Source organism: Rhizobium sp. LjRoot254 (assembly GCF_964254105.1).
In the GTDB taxonomy this organism is placed as follows: Bacteria; Pseudomonadota; Alphaproteobacteria; order Rhizobiales; family Rhizobiaceae; genus Rhizobium_E.
Genome location: NZ_CAXUSM020000001.1, coordinates 2202434 through 2218406, shown reverse-complemented (window position 1 = coordinate 2218406; position 15973 = coordinate 2202434). Strand labels below are relative to the sequence as shown.

13 protein-coding genes, 1 tRNA gene and 1 pseudogene are annotated in these 15973 nt (G+C 59.6%); 13 read left to right on the top strand and 2 right to left on the bottom strand.

From position 1 onward, the window contains the following. Positions 1 to 392: 392 nt before the first annotated feature. The 11 genes and pseudogenes from ACSQ26_RS10880 (at position 393) to ACSQ26_RS10830 (ending at position 12769) form a co-directional block, all read left to right on the top strand. Positions 393 to 2021 (top strand): arylsulfatase, encoded by a 1629-nt coding sequence (locus tag ACSQ26_RS10880; protein ID WP_436008622.1) that lies wholly within the window; start codon positions 393 to 395, stop codon positions 2019 to 2021. A gap of 125 nt (positions 2022 to 2146) precedes the next feature. Next, positions 2147 to 2321 (top strand): annotated as a pseudogene (locus ACSQ26_RS10875) (AAA family ATPase); the annotation flags it as partial. Positions 2322 to 2510: 189 nt separating this feature from the next. Then, the gene (locus ACSQ26_RS10870) at positions 2511 to 4175 is read left to right on the top strand and encodes an arylsulfatase (RefSeq protein ID WP_436008620.1); all 1665 of its coding nucleotides are present in this window, start codon (positions 2511 to 2513) and stop codon (positions 4173 to 4175) included. Between the two features lie 142 nt (positions 4176 to 4317). Beyond that, a complete protein-coding gene (locus ACSQ26_RS10865; protein WP_436008618.1) occupies positions 4318 to 5295 on the top strand; it encodes an AAA family ATPase in 978 nt (325 codons plus the stop codon). 10 nt (positions 5296 to 5305) lie between these two features. Beyond that, positions 5306 to 6277, top strand: coding sequence for a DUF58 domain-containing protein (locus tag ACSQ26_RS10860; RefSeq protein ID WP_436008616.1), 972 nt, complete (start codon positions 5306 to 5308; stop codon positions 6275 to 6277). 1 nt (position 6278) lies between these two features. Next, positions 6279 to 6785: a DUF4381 domain-containing protein gene (locus tag ACSQ26_RS10855; RefSeq protein WP_436008614.1), complete on the top strand. Its 507-nt coding sequence runs from the start codon at positions 6279 to 6281 to the stop codon at positions 6783 to 6785. After that, positions 6772 to 7791: a vWA domain-containing protein gene (locus ACSQ26_RS10850; RefSeq protein WP_436008612.1), complete on the top strand. Its 1020-nt coding sequence runs from the start codon at positions 6772 to 6774 to the stop codon at positions 7789 to 7791. The genes ACSQ26_RS10855 and ACSQ26_RS10850 overlap by 14 nt, the downstream gene beginning before the upstream one ends. After that, positions 7788 to 9353, top strand: coding sequence for a vWA domain-containing protein (locus tag ACSQ26_RS10845; protein ID WP_436008610.1), 1566 nt, complete (start codon positions 7788 to 7790; stop codon positions 9351 to 9353). Before ACSQ26_RS10850 ends, ACSQ26_RS10845 begins: the two co-directional genes overlap by 4 nt. Next, positions 9350 to 10678 carry a hypothetical protein gene (locus tag ACSQ26_RS10840; protein ID WP_436008608.1) on the top strand — a complete coding sequence of 443 codons (1329 nt, stop codon included), beginning with the start codon at positions 9350 to 9352 and terminating at the stop codon, positions 10676 to 10678. Before ACSQ26_RS10845 ends, ACSQ26_RS10840 begins: the two co-directional genes overlap by 4 nt. A gap of 136 nt (positions 10679 to 10814) precedes the next feature. After that, a complete protein-coding gene (locus ACSQ26_RS10835) occupies positions 10815 to 11750 on the top strand; it encodes a formylglycine-generating enzyme family protein (RefSeq protein WP_436008606.1) in 936 nt (311 codons plus the stop codon). Positions 11751 to 11815: 65 nt separating this feature from the next. After that, entirely contained in the window at positions 11816 to 12769 is a 954-nt protein-coding gene (locus tag ACSQ26_RS10830) for an HAD family hydrolase (protein ID WP_436015205.1), read from the top strand. A gap of 136 nt (positions 12770 to 12905) precedes the next feature. Here the strand turns inward: ACSQ26_RS10830 and ACSQ26_RS10825 are convergent. Both ACSQ26_RS10825 and ACSQ26_RS10820 read right to left on the bottom strand, forming a co-directional pair. Then, positions 12906 to 12995 (bottom strand) — tRNA-Ser (locus ACSQ26_RS10825). 114 nt (positions 12996 to 13109) lie between these two features. Further along, positions 13110 to 13346 (bottom strand): hypothetical protein, encoded by a 237-nt coding sequence (locus ACSQ26_RS10820; protein ID WP_436008604.1) that lies wholly within the window; start codon positions 13344 to 13346, stop codon positions 13110 to 13112. 323 nt (positions 13347 to 13669) lie between these two features. On the opposite strand from ACSQ26_RS10820, the gene ACSQ26_RS10815 reads away from it, so the two are divergent. Beyond that, positions 13670 to 14689: a septal ring lytic transglycosylase RlpA family protein gene (locus ACSQ26_RS10815; RefSeq protein ID WP_436008602.1), complete on the top strand. Its 1020-nt coding sequence runs from the start codon at positions 13670 to 13672 to the stop codon at positions 14687 to 14689. A gap of 67 nt (positions 14690 to 14756) precedes the next feature. Beyond that, positions 14757 to 15923, top strand: coding sequence for a D-alanyl-D-alanine carboxypeptidase family protein (locus ACSQ26_RS10810; protein ID WP_436015203.1), 1167 nt, complete (start codon positions 14757 to 14759; stop codon positions 15921 to 15923). The last annotated feature ends 50 nt before the right edge of the window (positions 15924 to 15973 follow it).

Sequence of the window (15973 nt, the reverse complement as noted above, 5' to 3'; positions counted from 1 at the left end):
ACCTGTTAAGTCACTGGACGAGGGATTGTTCCGGTGTTGCGTGTCGGCGTATCCCGGGCGGCGGTTCCAGCAAAGGAATATCATTGGAGCTGGCGGATCATCGCAGGTACCCCAAAAACACCTCCCCAGCTGATTGTCTTCCCGCTGCGGAACGGTGTGTTGTCTGCATCGGGCCAAGTGTTTACACCGGCGGTTAATAAACGGCTGAGGTCTCAAATAGCTCCACGTGATTCACACGTGATCGCTGTGTAACCGTTATGTAACCGTAACGTACTTCGAGCGACGCTTCGTAGCTGTACGATCAATCGGCAGCGGCTGTCGGTCGAACCGCCTGGACCTACGTGCGATTGCCAAACTTGTATCTTCACAATCTTTTTGATCGAGGAGTAGACATGAGCCCCCGGGATCTCGACACGCCGCAAGAGGCGAACAATTCGCTTAGCATAAATCGTCGAAACCTGCTGATCGGATCGACAGCGCTCGCTGCAGGCGTGGCTACGGCGGCCAACTTGGTCGGCCCGGCCACCGCACGCGCTCAGGCGTCGTCAGCGTCCGGCGCGAAGCCCAACATCCTGGTCATCTGGGGTGACGATATCGGTACGTGGAACATCAGCTACAACAATCGCGGGATGATGGGGTATATGACGCCGAACATCGACCGGATCGCCGAGGAGGGCCTGTCCTTCACCGACTACTACGGACAGCAGAGCTGCACAGCCGGCCGCGCCGCATTCATCGGCGGCAACGTTCCGGTTCGCACAGGCATGACGAAGGTCGGCCTGCCGGGCGCCCAGGAAGGCTGGCAGGAGACCGACGTCACGATGGCGACCGTTCTCAAGAGCCAGGGCTACGCGACAGGCCAGTTCGGCAAGAATCACCAGGGCGATCGCGACGAGCACCTGCCTATCAACCACGGCTTCGATGAATTCTTCGGCAATCTCTATCACCTCAACGCCGAAGAGGAGCCCGAGAACCGGGACTACCCGAAGAGCGCGGAGTTTCGCAAGAAGTTCGGCCCCCGCGGCGTCATCAAGGCCAGCGCCGACGGCAAGATTGAAGACACCGGTCCCCTCACCAAGAAGCGGATGGAAACCATCGACGTCGAGACGGTTGATGCGGCGAAAGACTTCATCAGCCGGCAGCAGAAGGCGGGAAAGCCTTTCTTCTGCTGGTGGAACGCCACGCGGATGCACTTCCGGACCCATGTCAAAGCGTCGAACACCGGGATATCGGGCCCCAGCGGCGACGAGTATCACGACGGCATGGTCGAGCACGACATGCAGGTGGGCGAGGTGCTGAAGCTGCTCGACGACCTCGGCATCACCGACAACACCGTCGTCATGTATTCCACCGACAATGGACCCCATTATAACGCATGGCCGGACGCTGCCACCACTCCTTTCCGAAGCGAAAAGAATTCGAACTGGGAGGGCGCCTATCGCGTTCCGGCCTTCGTCCGCTGGCCGGGCCATTTCCCGGCGGGAAAGACATTGAACGGCATTGTCTCGCATGAGGATTGGCTGCCGACATTCGCCGCGATCGCTGGGGCACCCGACATCAAGGAGAAGCTGCTCACCGGAGTCGATCTCAATGGCCGCCGGTATCGCAACTACATAGACGGGTATAACCAACTCGACTATCTGGAAGGCAAGGCCGACCAGTCGCCGCGCAAGGAATTCTGGTACGTAAACGACGACGGCCAGGTCGTTGCGGCGCGCTATGAAGATTGGAAAGTCGTATTCCTGGAAAATCGTGGTCAGGCGTTCGAGGTCTGGCGTGAGCCGTTCATTGAACTGCGCGTGCCATTGCTGTTCCATCTGCGCCGTGACCCGTTCGAAAAGGCGCAGCACAACTCCAACACGTACAATGACTGGTTCATGGACCGCATCTTTGTCATAGTGCCGATCCAGGGACTGGCGGCGAAATTCCTGCTGTCAATGAAGGACTATCCGCCAAGTCAGACACCGGGATCCTTCAATCTCACCAAGATCGAACAGCAGTTGAAGAACGTACACAACTAAATCCCGTAACCTCCCGGCGGGGCGAGCATTCGTCCGGTCGGGCTGTCGGCATGCCGCCGGCAGCGGAGCCTGATGTTCCTGCCGTGGCGCGGCTCATCTTCGAACCAGTTGCCCACTGAAAAATCATGTCAACACGCGAAGACATTCTTGCACTCGGCAAACGGGATGGGCGAATCCATGATCGGCCAGGAGGCGATGATGGCGCGGCTGCTGCTCGGCCTGCTGGCCAACGGACACATTCTCGTCGACGGCCTGCCGGGCCTCGCCAAGACCCGCGCGATCAAGGGATTGGCGAAGAGCAACAACAAGGTCCCCGAAAGGAAAGCCGCAGGCGTTGCCGATGTTACGGTTGCGTAACCGTAACGTACTTCAAGCGGAGCTTCGCCGCTGTAGGATCAACCAGCGTGGCGACGTCGGTCGAGCCGCTCGGACCTTAGCGCGATTACCAAACTTGAATCTTTACATTCTTTTTTGATCGAGGAGTAGACCATGAGCCCCCGGGATCTCGACACGTCGCAAGAGGCGAACAAGTCCGTCAGCATAAACCGCCGAGAACTCCTGCTAGGAGGGACGGTGCTTGCGGCAGCCGCCGCGGCAGCGGGCGGTGCGGCTAGTGTCAGCACTGCTGTCGCCCAGGAACAGCCCGCGACGAGCACCGGAAAAAAGCCGAACATCCTCGTCATCTTCGGCGACGACATCGGTATCCCGCAGATCAGCGCCTATACGATGGGCCTGATGGGGTATCGTACGCCCAACATCGATCGCATCGCCAAGGAAGGCGCGATTTTCACCGATGCCTATGGACAGCAGAGCTGCACGGCTGGCCGCGCCAGCTTCATTCTGGGCCAGGAGCCGTTCCGCACCGGCCTTCTGACGATCGGCATGCCGGGCGATCCGCATGGTATCCAGGACTGGATGCCGACGATCGCCGATGTCATGAAGAGCAAGGGCTATGCGACAGGCCAGTTCGGCAAGAACCATCTTGGCGACCGTGACGAACATTTGCCAACCAACCATGGCTTCGACGAGTTCTTCGGCAATCTCTATCACCTCAACGCCGAGGAAGAGCCGGAGGGCTATTTCTATCCCAAGGACGCCGAGTTCAGGAAGCAATATGGCCCCCGCGGCGTCATCAAGTCTACCGCCGACGGCAAGATCGAGGATACGGGGCCGCTGAACACCAAACGCATGCCGACAGTCGATGAGGAATTCCTCGGTGCGGCCAAGGATTTCATCGATCGCCAAGCCAAGGCGGACAAGCCGTTCTTCGTCTGGTTCAATTCCACCCGCATGCACATCTTCACCCACCTGAAGAAGGAATCGATGGGCAAGACCGGCAAGGGCATCCACGCCGACGGCATGGTGGAGCATGACGGCCATGTCGGCGAACTCCTCAAGCAACTCGACGATCTCGGCATCGCCGACAACACGATCGTGCTTTACACCACCGACAACGGGGCGGAACTCGCGCTGTGGCCCGACGGCGCCATGACCATGTTCCATGGCGAGAAAGGCACGACCTGGGAAGGCGGCTTCCGGATCCCGATGATGATCCGCTGGCCAGGCGTCGTAAAGCCGGGCACCGAGATCAACGAACCGGTCGCGTTGATGGACTGGCTGCCGACATTCGCCACTGCCGTCGGCGTTCCCGATGTCAAGGAGCAGATGAAGACGGGTTTCCAGGGCACGAAGAAGACCTTCAAGGTGCATCTCGACGGCTACGACCTGACGGGGCTCCTGAAGGGCGAGACGGATAAGCCACCGCGCGAAGTCGTCTATTATTTCGACCAGGGCGGCAACCTGAACGCCATCCGCTGGAACGACTGGAAGTTGGCTTTTGCCCAGGCAAGCGAAGGGAATATCGCCACTGCAACCCGCGAGGTTACCAGTTGGGCGATGATCACCAACCTGCGCATGGATCCTTACGAAAAAGGTCTGGAGGAAGGTGGTGGCGCCATGGAATTCCTCGGCCGCAACATGTGGCTGCTGGTGCCGATACAGGGCAAGATCAAGGAACTGTTCGCAGACTTCGATCAGTATCCCTTCCAGTCCGGCAGCACGCTCAATGCCAGTGGCATCGGCTATGGCTGGCTGCAGCAGCAGGCGGCACTCAAGAAGCTTGGCGAGCTCGAGCAGCGCCTGATGCCGCAATAAATACCTCAGGCGGGAGGGGGCGTCTGCGCCCTCCCGCCGGATATCACGCTTCTATAGGGCGGGGTGACCAGCGATCCGTGAAGCACTGCCGCGGGACGCACGCCCTCACGCCTTCTCCAACCGCTTCATGGCGAGGCCGCAAATGAGCATACGCGACGATATCCTTGCACTCGGCAAACGGATGGGGAAATCCATTGTCGGCCAGGAAGAGATGATCGAGAGGCTTCTGCTCGGCCTGTTGGCCAATGGTCATATCCTCGTCGAAGGCCTGCCCGGACTGGCCAAGACGCGCGCAATCAAGGCACTGGCGAAGAACCTCGAGGCCGAACTCTCCCGCATCCAATTCACGCCGGATTTGCTGCCGGCAGATATTACCGGCTCCGACATCTACTATAGCGAGGGCGGCAAGGGCGAATTCAAATTCCAGCAGGGTCCGGTCTTCGCCAACCTCATCCTTGCCGACGAGGTCAATCGGGCCCCGGCAAAAGTGCAGGCCGCGCTTCTGGAGGCAATGGAGGAACGGCAGGTCACTGTTGGTGGCAAGAGCTACAAGCTGCCCGATCTTTTCATGGTGATGGCGACCCAGAACCCGATCGAACAGGAAGGCACTTATCCGCTTCCCGAAGCTCAACTGGATCGCTTCCTCATGCATGTCGAAGTGACCTATCCCGATGAGCCGTCGGAAACCGCCATCATGCGGCTCGTGCGCAGCGAGGAGCAGGACGCCAAGCAGACAACCAGTAGCGGAGAACCCTCAAGACTCGATCCGGCGGCAGTGTTTCAGGCACGCAAGGAAATTTCGGGAATCACGGTTTCGGAGCCGGTCGAGAAGTATATCGTCGCACTGGTGTTCGCGACGCGATATCCGGAGAAACTCGACAAGGATCTCGCAAACCTGCTGCAGGTGGGAGTCAGCCCGCGCGGCGCCATCGGCGCGGACAAGGTGTCGCGCGCCTATGCGTGGCTCAAGGGCCGCGACTATGTCAGTCCGGATGATGTGAAGGCCGTGATCAACGATGTCTTCCGCCACCGCCTCATATTGTCCTACGAGGCGCACGCCTCCAACACCACTGCAGATCAGGTGATCGACCGCATCGTCAGCCTTGTCGCTGTGTCATGAGGGTGCACGAATGGCAGCGTCATCGAAAAACCTGGTTGGAACGGAACCGTTGGAGGGTGTCTACACATCGACCCAGCATCTGGTCCAACTCGAGGGTTCCGCGCGCGACATAAGTTTTGTCGCCAAGAAGCCCGTGCAGCAAATGCTCGCCGGCCGTCTTGCGTCGCGTATCCGCGGACGCGGCCTGATCTTCGAAGAAGTCCGCGAATACCTGCCGGGCGATGATATCCGCTCGATCGACTGGCGGGTGACGGCACGCACCGGAAAGCCGGCGGTTCGCATCTATGACGAGGAGAAGGAGCGGCCGGCCCTGATCGTCGTCGACCAGCGCGCCAACATGTTCTTCGGAAGCAGGCTCCTGCTGAAGTCCGTTTCGGCAGCCGAGTCGGCGGCACTTTGCGCCTGGCGCATCCTCGGTTCCGGCGACCGCGTCGGCGGCATCGTCTTCAACGATACCGAAATAGACAACGTCAAGCCGCATCGAAGCCGCGCCGCCGTAATCGGGCTCTGCGACCGGATTGCCGCGAAGAACCAGGCACTGAATGTCAATCTTCCCGAGGAGCGCGGCGTCGGTCAATTGGACAAGGTGCTGTCGCTGGTCGCGAACCTGGCCCATCATGACCACCTTATCGTTGTGATCAGCGATTTCGACGGCCACAGCGCCGTGACGCGCGACCTGATGCTTCGGCTTGCGGTTGCCAACGATGTCATCTCCATCCTTGTCTATGATCCCTTCCTGCTGAACCTGCCTGCGTCGGGGCAGATGGTGATCAGCGGCGGGCGCACCCAGGCCGAACTCTCTTTCCGCGATGCCGGGATGCAGAGGGCGATACGCGACTTCGCCACCAATCGCGGCCGGGATCTGGGGGCCTGGCAACGTGAACTTGGGCTGCCCATGCTTCCACTTTCCTCCGCCGAGGCGACAGCACCGCAACTCCGCCTGCTCTTGCAGCAGGCCGCCTGGCAACAACGGAGACGGTGACATGGCGGCAAGCGGCATGATCGATAGCTCCACCGAAGCTGCATTGAAGTCGTTGAACGACATTGTCGTGCCTCCACCCGTCTCCTATATGCCGCAGACCTGGGGCTGGGCGGCGCTTGCCGTGATCTTCGCCATGCTTATCGCTCTCGGTCTATGGCGATGGATCCGCCGCTGGCAGGCCAACCGATATCGCCGCGAGGCGCTGGTGGAACTGGAAACGCTGTCCGAACACAGCATGATACAAGGCGGGCCAGCGCGTTTTGACCAGGAACTGGCTGAGCTTCTCAAACGCACGGCACTTGCCGCTTGGCCGCGAGAGGATGTCGCCGGATTGAGCGGTGGCGATTGGGCCGCGTTCCTCAAGCGGCATGGAACAGGAGGCGACGCGCTGGCCGGGCTGGTCGATGAGCGCGAGTATCGATCCGACATTACGCGAACACCGGATGAGCGCGCCCGCCTGCTCGAAGCCGCCAGAAGATGGATCGAGGATCATCATGTACCTGCTTGACCTGCCGTGGCTCCTCATATTGTTGCCCCTGCCGTTGCTCGTCTGGTGGGTCTTGCCGCCGCACAGAGAGGAATCCGCGTCGGTGCGACTTCCTTTTTTTCGAGAAGTCACCGAGGCTTCGGGCATAGAACCCGGCACCGGCTCGCTGGTCAGAAGGCGATCACTGATCCAGACGATCGCCGTTGTCATCGGATGGAGCCTGCTCGTCCTGGCGCTGGCGCGGCCGCAATATGTCGAGCCGCCGCTCGAAAAGACCGAACCGCAGCGCGACCTGATGCTGTCGATGGACCTCTCCCAATCGATGGACACGAGGGATTTCCCCGGTGTCGGAGGCCAGGTCGAGACACGCATAGCGGCAGTTCGCAGGGTAGTGGCCGATTTCGTCGCAAAACGGTCCGGCGACCGCATCGGCCTCATCGCATTCGGCGACGCGCCCTATCCGCTGGTGCCTTTCACGATGGATCATCGGACGGTCCAAACGATGATTTCCGACACGGTTCCCGGCATGGCAGGGCCGCGCACCGCATTGGGCGACTCCATCGGTCTTTCCATCAAGATGTTCGATAAATCCGCGGCGCCGGACAAGGTCCTGATCCTGTTGACCGATGGCAACGACACCGCCAGCAAGATGCCGCCTGACAAGGCCGCCGACATAGCCAAGCAGAAGGGCATCACCATTCATGCGGTCGGCATCGGCGACGAGAAGGCGACTGGCGAGAACCGTCTCGATACGAAAAACCTGCAGGCAATCGCGGATACGACGGGCGGCCGCTTCTTCCTTGGCAGTGACCAGAAGGGACTCGCGGATATCTACGCGACGCTCGACAGCATCACGCCGGCCAACCAGAAAGTGCTTTCCTGGCGACCGCGCATCGAACTCTACCCCTATCCTCTCGGCGCAGTTGTCGTGCTTGCAATCCTGTTCATAATAATCAACCGGCTTGCGGCGAACATGAGCGCGCAGTCCGTTCCATCGCGTCAGGCCACTGCGGAGGCTACGACATGATCTGGGATTTCCACTTCCTCAGGCCATGGTGGCTGCTCGGCCTTGTCTTCGTCGCGGCACTCTTGATCATCGGATCACGGCGTAATGATATCCGTTCGCGCTGGCGTGACATGATCGCACCGCATCTGCTTGACCATCTCTTGATCCCGGGAACGCAGGACAGCCGCTTTCGACCCTACCATCTCGCCGCCCTGCTGATTGCGATCGGATCGATCGCAGTCGCCGGCCCTACCCGGCAGAGGGAGCGCCCTCCGTTTGTCGCCGACAACGCGACTTTGGTCGTCGCCGTCGACCTGTCGCCCACCATGGATGCGGTCGACGTGACACCCTCGAGACTTGAACGCATCAAACTGAAGATCCACGACGTCGTCGCGCAGCGCAAAGGCGCACGCACTGCACTGATCGCCTATTCCGGCTCGGCGCATATGGTGCTGCCGCTCACGGACGATGCGGGACTCATCGACACCTATGTCGATGCGCTGGAGACACGCATCATGCCGAATGAAGGGCGATCGATGTCACAAGCCCTGACGCTCGCTGGGAAGATCCTTGCCGATGACGGAGAACCAGGCACCATTCTCGTGTTCACCGATACAGTCGATGACAGTGCGTTCGCTGCGTTGAAGGCGAGCAGCAAGAATGGTGTCGTTGTTCTCGGTGTCGGCACGCCGGAAGGCGGACCCGTGAAAACCCCGGATGGCCGGTTCCAAAGCGATAGCAGCGGCGCCCGCTTGTTCCCGAAGCTGGATGTCGCAAACTTCAACCGGTTGAAACGTGAGAGCAATGCGGATGTCGCGACCATCAGCGCCGACGATCGTGATATCGGGTGGATCGGAGAACGCATCCAGACGCATTTTCATCAACAGATCGCGGAGGGCGACAGCCGGTGGAAGGACATGGGCTGGTGGATTACATTTCTCCTGATACCACTCGCCGCGTTGTTCTTCCGGAAGGGATGGGTGATCCGATGGGCTGGCATGATCTTGGCCGCCCATCTGGCCGTGTCCGTGGACAATGCTCAAGCCGCGGACTGGAATGTTGTCGATGCCTTCCTGACCTCCGATCAGCAGGGCCGGCAGGCCTTTGACAGCGGTGATTTTGCCGGCGCGGCAGCCCTGTTCCATGATCAGATGTGGCGGGGCACTTCCTTCTATCGCGCCGGCAAGTATGCCGAGGCCATTGACGCCTTCGCACAAGTGCAAAGTGCGGACAGCGACTTCAACCAGGGGAACGCGCTGCTGTTCCTCAAGAAGTATAACGAGGCGATAGCGTCCTACACACGTGCGCTCGGCAAGCACAAGGAATGGCACGAGGCGAAGGCTAACCTGGCAATTGCCAAGGAACTTGCAAAAAAGGAAAAGGAGAACGAGGAAGAGGACCCGCAGGACCCGAACGATAAGCCTGACGAGATCCAGTTCGACGACAAGGGCAAGAAGGGCAAGCTCGGCGCGGTCGAACTCGCCCAGCAGACCTCCGAACTCTGGATGAAGAACATTGTCGTGAGCCCGACCGATCTCCTTGCCCGCAAATTCTCGATCGAAGCCAAGGGAGCGAAAAAATGACGGCGTTGCGTTTCGCCGCCCTGTTGCTTTTCAGCTTTCCGGCCGCGCTCCACGCAGCCGAACCTTTCGCGCGCTCCGAGGTGCTGACAAAGGGAAGGCTGGTGGCGGGCCAGCAGATCGAGATCGCGATCGACGTCTATGTCCCCAACTTCTTCAAGGGGGCGCCGGAGTTTCCGCTTTTCACCATCAAGGATGCGATCGTGTCTCTGCCGGACCAGCGCTCGAGCAACATGGTGGAATCGGTCGGTGACGACGAATTTTCCGGCATTCGCAAGAGTTACATGGTGATGGCGGAGCAACCGGGCGACCTCCGCCTGCCCAGTATCACCATCCCCGTTGCTTACGCGAATGACGACGGAGCTACGACAGAGGGCATCGTAACCCCGCCCGCTGTTGAGTTCGCTGTGGGCGCCGTACCGGGTGATTGGGAGGGCCAAATTCCACTTGTATCCAGCGAGGTGGCGATCGATCAGCAGCTCGACCGGGACCCTTCGACAATGAAAACAGGCGATGCACTGGTACGACTGATCACCATCCGCGCCGACGATACCCAGCCCATGATGATCCCCGTGCCGGAATTTGCGCAACCGCCCGGCATCAAGATTTATCGCGCGGATCCAGAACTCCGGACGGCAGGCTCGGACGATGACGCTCCGAACGCCGCACAAAGAATTGAATCCGTGACTTACGTTGCGGAGAAGGCCGGGGAGATCATTCTTCCTCCCGTCGATGTGAGATGGTTCGATCCGACATCCGGCAAGATTGAAGTTACAGAAGCCCCAGCGATCAAGATCGTGGCGACGGAAAACCCGGCTTCGGCGCAGGTCATTGCCGCTGGAACGGCGCCTGCGGCAGATCGCGAGGCGAACCGCCGGGAGGTCAACAGAATGCTCCTGTCGACGGCCCTGCGTGGGTTGCTTGCACTTTTGCTGTTCGTTCCTGCCTACTATCTGATCGAGCGCCTGAGGTTGCGTTGGGAAAAGGCAGGTCGCCGTCGAGCGGAATCCGAATCTGCCTACTTCCACAAAGTCGAGACTGCGCTTTCGGGCAAGGAGCCACTGCTTGCCTGGCGCGCGCTCGACGCCTGGGCAGTGCGGCTTGGTTTTCGCTCGATATCTGATTGGGCGGCGCGGTTCCCCGACGGCGAATTGCACGCAGCGCTGGCAAGATTCGAGGAAACCCTGTTCAGGGGCGGCGAGCATATGCAATATGCCCAAGCGATGGCCCAACTTGCCCGCCACCTGCCGGCGGCGCGCTACGCCGCCAATCTGAATGTTAGGCATGCAGGTAAGACCGGCGGCGTCTTGCCACCTCTAAACCCGTGAGAAACAGGCGGTGACAATACAGTCTCTCGAATGGGCGACGGCAATCAAATTCCCAGTTGTGGTGCGAGAACCAACTATGGACGGTCCAGTGGAAAATCGATCAAAAGTACATGCTATACATGAAAGCAGTTCCTCTGTGGAACGCGACCTCGTCTGGATTCCCGGCGGTACATTCCTGATGGGGTCCAATGATCACTATCCTGAAGAAGCCCCGGCACATCAGGTGTCGGTCGATGGCTTCTGGATTGACGTGGCCCCGGTAACCAACAGGCAGTTCGCGGACTTCGTGCAAGCGACCGGACATGTTACCCTGGCCGAAAAGGTCCCGAATGCGGAAGACTATCCCGGCGCCCTACCCGAAATGTTGCGGGCCGGATCGCTGGTGTTCACGCCTCCCAAGCTTGCGCTCACGTCCAGCGACATCCGTCAATGGTGGTCATTCAAATTCGGGGCGGACTGGCGTCATCCGCTGGGACCGCGCAGCGACATCAGGGGCAAGCTTGATCATCCCGTCATCCATGTCGCCTATGCGGACGCGCTGGCCTATGCCGAATGGGCGGGCATGGACCTTCCCACCGAGGCGGAATGGGAATTTGCCGCGCGGGGTGGATTGGACGGTGCCGAGTTTGCTTGGGGCGAAGAATTCACACCTGGTGGCGAGCGCTTTGCGAATACCTGGCTGGGGACCTTTCCGCACCTGAGCTTGAAGCCGCAGGGCACCGAGCGCACGTCAGCCGTGAGAAGCTTTCCGCCCAACGGCTATGGCCTCTACGACATGATCGGCAATGTCTGGGAATGGACCAGCGATTACTGGTCGACACGCCATCCCGCGCCGGCGGCAAAGTCCTGTTGCATTCCGAGCAATCCGCGTGGCGGCCCGGCGGATGCGAGCTACGATCCGCGACTTCCGGATATCCGCATCACTCGCCGCGTGCTGAAGGGCGGCTCGCATTTGTGCGCACCAAACTACTGCAGGCGCTATCGACCGGCTGCCCGCCATGCAGAACCCGACGATACTTCCACCAGCCATGTCGGCTTTCGTTGTGTACGAAGGACGAATAACCAGCGTTAGAGGAGGCTGCAATGCAGCGACACTACCGGGTTTCCAATCGTTTCTCGACTCTTCTCGTTACCGCAATGCTTCTGCTGACATCGACGATGGCGGCCGCCCAACAAGTGCTTCCATCCTGGAAGGACGGAGCGACAAGACAGGCGATCGTCGATTTCGTCCAGGCAGTGACTCACGAAGGCGGACCGAAATTCGTGGCTGTCGAGGATCGCATCGCCGTCTTCGATAATGACGGCACATTGTGGACCGAGCACCCGGTCTATTTCCAGTTTGCCTTCATACTCGACCGCGTCAAGGCGCTCGCCCCCCAGCATCCTGAATGGAAGGAAAACGAGCCTTTCAAATCCGTCCTCGCCGGTGACATGCAAGGGTTGGCCGCGAGCGGAGAGAAGGGCATCGTCGAACTCGCGATGGAAACACATGGCGGCATGACCACCGACGAATTCAACGCTATTGTTACCGACTGGTTCGCCAGCGCGCGCCACCCGAAATTCAAGCGGCCCTATTCCGAACTGACCTTCGTGCCGATGCGCGAACTTCTGGATTACCTGCGCGCCAACGGCTTCAAGACGTACATCGTTTCAGGGGGTGGCGTCGAATTCATGCGACCGATGACCGAGAAAATGTACGGCATACCACCCGAACAGGTGATCGGCAGCCGGATCGCGACGAAGTATATGTTGAAAGACGACAAGCCGATCCTGATGCGCGAGCCCAAGGTCGATTTCATCGATGATGGCCCAGGCAAGCCGGTCGGCATCAATGCCATCATCGGCCGCCGTCCGATCTTCGTCGCCGGTAATTCGGACGGCGATTACGAAATGCTGCGGTGGGCCACGGCAGGCGATGGGCCAAGGCTGGGTGTCATTGTCCACCACACCGATGAGGTAAGAGAATACGCCTACGACCGCGAGACGCATTTCGGCAAGCTCGACAAGGCTATGACCGAAGCCAATCAGCGCGGCTGGATCCTCATCGACATGAAAAATGATTGGAGCAAGGTCTATGACGCACTACCGTGAGTTCGGACCTCATAGTCGATACAGTTGTGAGCGGTCTCTTGCACTTGGTAGAGGGCTCAATTGCTCGGAATTAATTGTGCCCTTCGGGCAAAGCGGCATCGAGCGAGGCGAGGGTCACGGGTATTCACAAGAGTGTTGGCGGATGGGGTGGGATTCGAACCCACGGTACGGTTTCCCGCACGCCGGTTTTCAAGACCGGTTCCTTAAACCACTCGGACACCCATCCGTGAGCGGCAGCTTTTAGCAGTTTTCGAAACGGCGTCAACGATGAAGGTTGCCCAGTAGAAAAGGCGGTCCCAGGGGCCGCCTTTACTAAACTTCCATCATTGCCGACCGGCAATCAACAATAGCGCTTCTTGACGACCTCGCCCCAGGCGTTGACGCGCTTCTTGACGACGCAACCGCTGCCGATGACGACGCGGGGCGAGTAGACGCGAACGCGCGGACGGACGACGACCACGGCGGCCGGGCGGCGCCAGCCGGACTTGTACTTGATGACGACGCCGGCATTGGCTGATGTCGCGAGGGAAGCGGTGGCGATAAGGGCGGCAATGCCGCCGGCAATCAGTTTCTTCATTTCTGCTCTCCGGAATGGCCCTTGTGGCTTGTGGTGTGCCGCCACTTCACACCCTCTTGCTTAACAGAAGATGAACGAGCGCTAACATTGAGCCTTCAGGCAAGGGTTCGTAGGTCGCCGATCCGTGCCGGCTTGGCACATGCTGCGATGTTAACCTTTCGCAAACCATAGTTCGCGAAAGACAGCGCAATCCACGGAAATCGTTCGCAATTCTGCCCTGTTGTTGGCATGGTTTCAGGCGACGTGGTTAATGATGATGGTGCTCGGGCGCGGTTTGCCGGGACGGGTGTCTAATAATAAGAAATTCAGTGGCGTAGAGCGTAATGGCGTTATCAGGGGATGATCGATTCTGGGGCAGGGCGTCCAGGTTTCTAGCCTTTGCGGTGGTCTGCGCGACAGTTGCGTCCTGCGCCTCGACCAAGGATCACACGACCGTCCGCAAGAAACGTTCGAAGGAATATTTCGCCGAAAGCGAATATGGCGTCAAGGCCTCGCCCCGTGTCCATTACGGCCGCAACGTGCCCAAGGGTGGCGGGCGCGACATCACCGGCAAGCCCTACAAGGTCAAGGGCAAATGGTACGTTCCCAAGGAAGACAAGAGATACGACAAGATGGGGCTTGCATCGTGGTACGGTTCGGCCTTTCACGGGCGCCTGACCGCCAATGGTGAGATCTACGATCAGTATGGTCTCTCGGCAGCCCACCCGACATTCCCGCTGCCGAGCTATGCGCGCGTGACCAATCTCGAAAACGGCGATTCCGTCGTCGTCCGGGTCAATGACCGCGGCCCCTATCATCCCGGCCGGATCATCGACCTCTCCGACAAAGCGGCCGAGATGCTGGAAGTACAGAACAAGGGCACGGCCAAGGTCCGCGTTCAGTATGTCGGTCGAGCCAGGATGGACGGCAAGGACATGCCGTTGCTGATGGCGTCCTTCGTGCGCAAGGGCGAACGGCTCAAGCGTTTCAAACCGGGCGGTGAGATCGCGACCGGCGTCATGGTGGCGTCGAACGAGAAGCGCGTCAGGATACCGAAGGACACGCACTCGGATGACGGCGTCGACTACAGCGCGACGACCACTGCACTGGTGGACAGTCCAAAGAGCGCCGTCGTCGCCAGCTTCGACGTGATGGAGCAATATGCCGAGCTGCCGGAATTCGGGCCCATCCCGCGCGAGCGGCCGATGAACTACGAGCCGAATAACGGCGCGCTTTCGGCCTATGCCGAAATGCCGGTCGAGACGTCTTCGAGCCCGTTCGACAAGGTGCTGACCGCCAGGGGCGAGCTTGACGCCGAAAGCATCCGCGCCTCGGTCAAGCGCCGCAAGAACACGATGTTCTGAACCCTCGCGCTCTTGTAGCAAAAAGACTTTCGATCCATTATGAAGTGTCTGCAATAGACCGGAATCGATAGTGCGGCGTTACAACAAACTGATAGCTACACTTTGCGCGGTGTTTCTGGCACTGGCCGCACCTTCGTATGCCCAGCAGGCCGCCCCGTTCGATCCAAAGGCGCGGCAAATCTATCTGATCGAGGAATCGACGGGAACGGTGCTTTTTTCCCGTGGCGAGGACGAGCTGTTTCCGCCGGCCTCGCTGATGAAGCTGATGACGGCCGAATATGTCTTCAGCGAAATCAAGACAGGCAAGATCTCGGAGAATACCGAATACAAGGTATCCGAATATGCCTGGCGGACAGGTGGCGCGCTGTCGCGCACGTCGACTATGTTCGCGGCGCTCAATTCCAATATCAGGGTCATCGATCTCCTGCAGGGCGTGATCGTCCAGCTCGCCAATGACGGCTGCATCATTCTCGCCGAGGGCATGGCGGGATCGGAGGAGAAATTCGCCGAGGCGCTGACTGCGCGGGCGCGGGCGATCGGGCTCGAGAAATCCGTCTTCGTCAATTCGAACGGTCTGCCCAATCCCGGCAACAAGATGACGATGCGGGAACTGGTACTGCTGGCGCGCCACATCCGCATTGAATATCCGCAATATTTCAAGCTCTATTCGCAAGACGCCTTCGAGTGGAACAAGATCTTCCAGCGCAACAAGAATACGCTCGTCCAGCAGAATACCGGCATTGACGGCATGGCGACCGGCTTTGCCGAGGATTACGGTTTTGCCGTGCTGGCGACGATCCAGCGCAACGGCACCAGGCTGTTTCTCGCGATGGGCGGGCTGAAGTCGGACAAGGAACGCAACGAAGAGACCAAGCGGGTGCTGGAATGGGGGCTGACCTCCTTCCACAAGCAGATCGTGTTCAAGGCCGGCGAAACGATCGCGGACGCGCCGGTCTTTGGTGGCGATGCCAGCCATGTTGCGCTGAAGGCGATTTCCGATATCGATATTTTCGTGCCGGTGGACAACGCGGACAGAATTCGGGCAAGAATCGCCTATAGATGGCCGCTGAAGGCGCCTGTAAAGAGTGGTCAGGAGGTCGGCTCGCTGATCATCTCGCTCGGAGAACGTCCGGTTCGCACCATGCCCGTCTATGCGTCGGGCGATATCGGAACCGGCACGCTGACCAGCAAGGCTTATGACGGCTTGAAGGAACTGCTTTTCTTCTGGCTTTGAGGCTCCGGCTCATTACATTGTACGATAAGACGAGTGAACGGGAATTTTCG

Bases quoted from the DNA above. Each gene is read 5' to 3' on its own strand.
- ACSQ26_RS10850 (WP_436008612.1), top strand. From the start codon at position 6,772: ATGTACCTGCTTGACCTGCCGTGGCTCCTCATATTGTTGCCCCTGCCG.
- ACSQ26_RS10860 (WP_436008616.1), top strand. From the start codon at position 5,306: ATGGCAGCGTCATCGAAAAACCTGGTTGGAACGGAACCGTTGGAGGGT.
- ACSQ26_RS10870 (WP_436008620.1), top strand. From the start codon at position 2,511: ATGAGCCCCCGGGATCTCGACACGTCGCAAGAGGCGAACAAGTCCGTC.
- ACSQ26_RS10865 (WP_436008618.1), top strand. From the start codon at position 4,318: ATGAGCATACGCGACGATATCCTTGCACTCGGCAAACGGATGGGGAAA.
- ACSQ26_RS10840 (WP_436008608.1), top strand. From the start codon at position 9,350: ATGACGGCGTTGCGTTTCGCCGCCCTGTTGCTTTTCAGCTTTCCGGCC.
- ACSQ26_RS10820 (WP_436008604.1), bottom strand. From the start codon at position 13,346: ATGAAGAAACTGATTGCCGGCGGCATTGCCGCCCTTATCGCCACCGCT.
- ACSQ26_RS10815 (WP_436008602.1), top strand. From the start codon at position 13,670: ATGGCGTTATCAGGGGATGATCGATTCTGGGGCAGGGCGTCCAGGTTT.
- ACSQ26_RS10880 (WP_436008622.1), top strand. From the start codon at position 393: ATGAGCCCCCGGGATCTCGACACGCCGCAAGAGGCGAACAATTCGCTT.
- ACSQ26_RS10855 (WP_436008614.1), top strand. From the start codon at position 6,279: ATGGCGGCAAGCGGCATGATCGATAGCTCCACCGAAGCTGCATTGAAG.
- ACSQ26_RS10830 (WP_436015205.1), top strand. From the start codon at position 11,816: ATGCTTCTGCTGACATCGACGATGGCGGCCGCCCAACAAGTGCTTCCA.
- ACSQ26_RS10845 (WP_436008610.1), top strand. From the start codon at position 7,788: ATGATCTGGGATTTCCACTTCCTCAGGCCATGGTGGCTGCTCGGCCTT.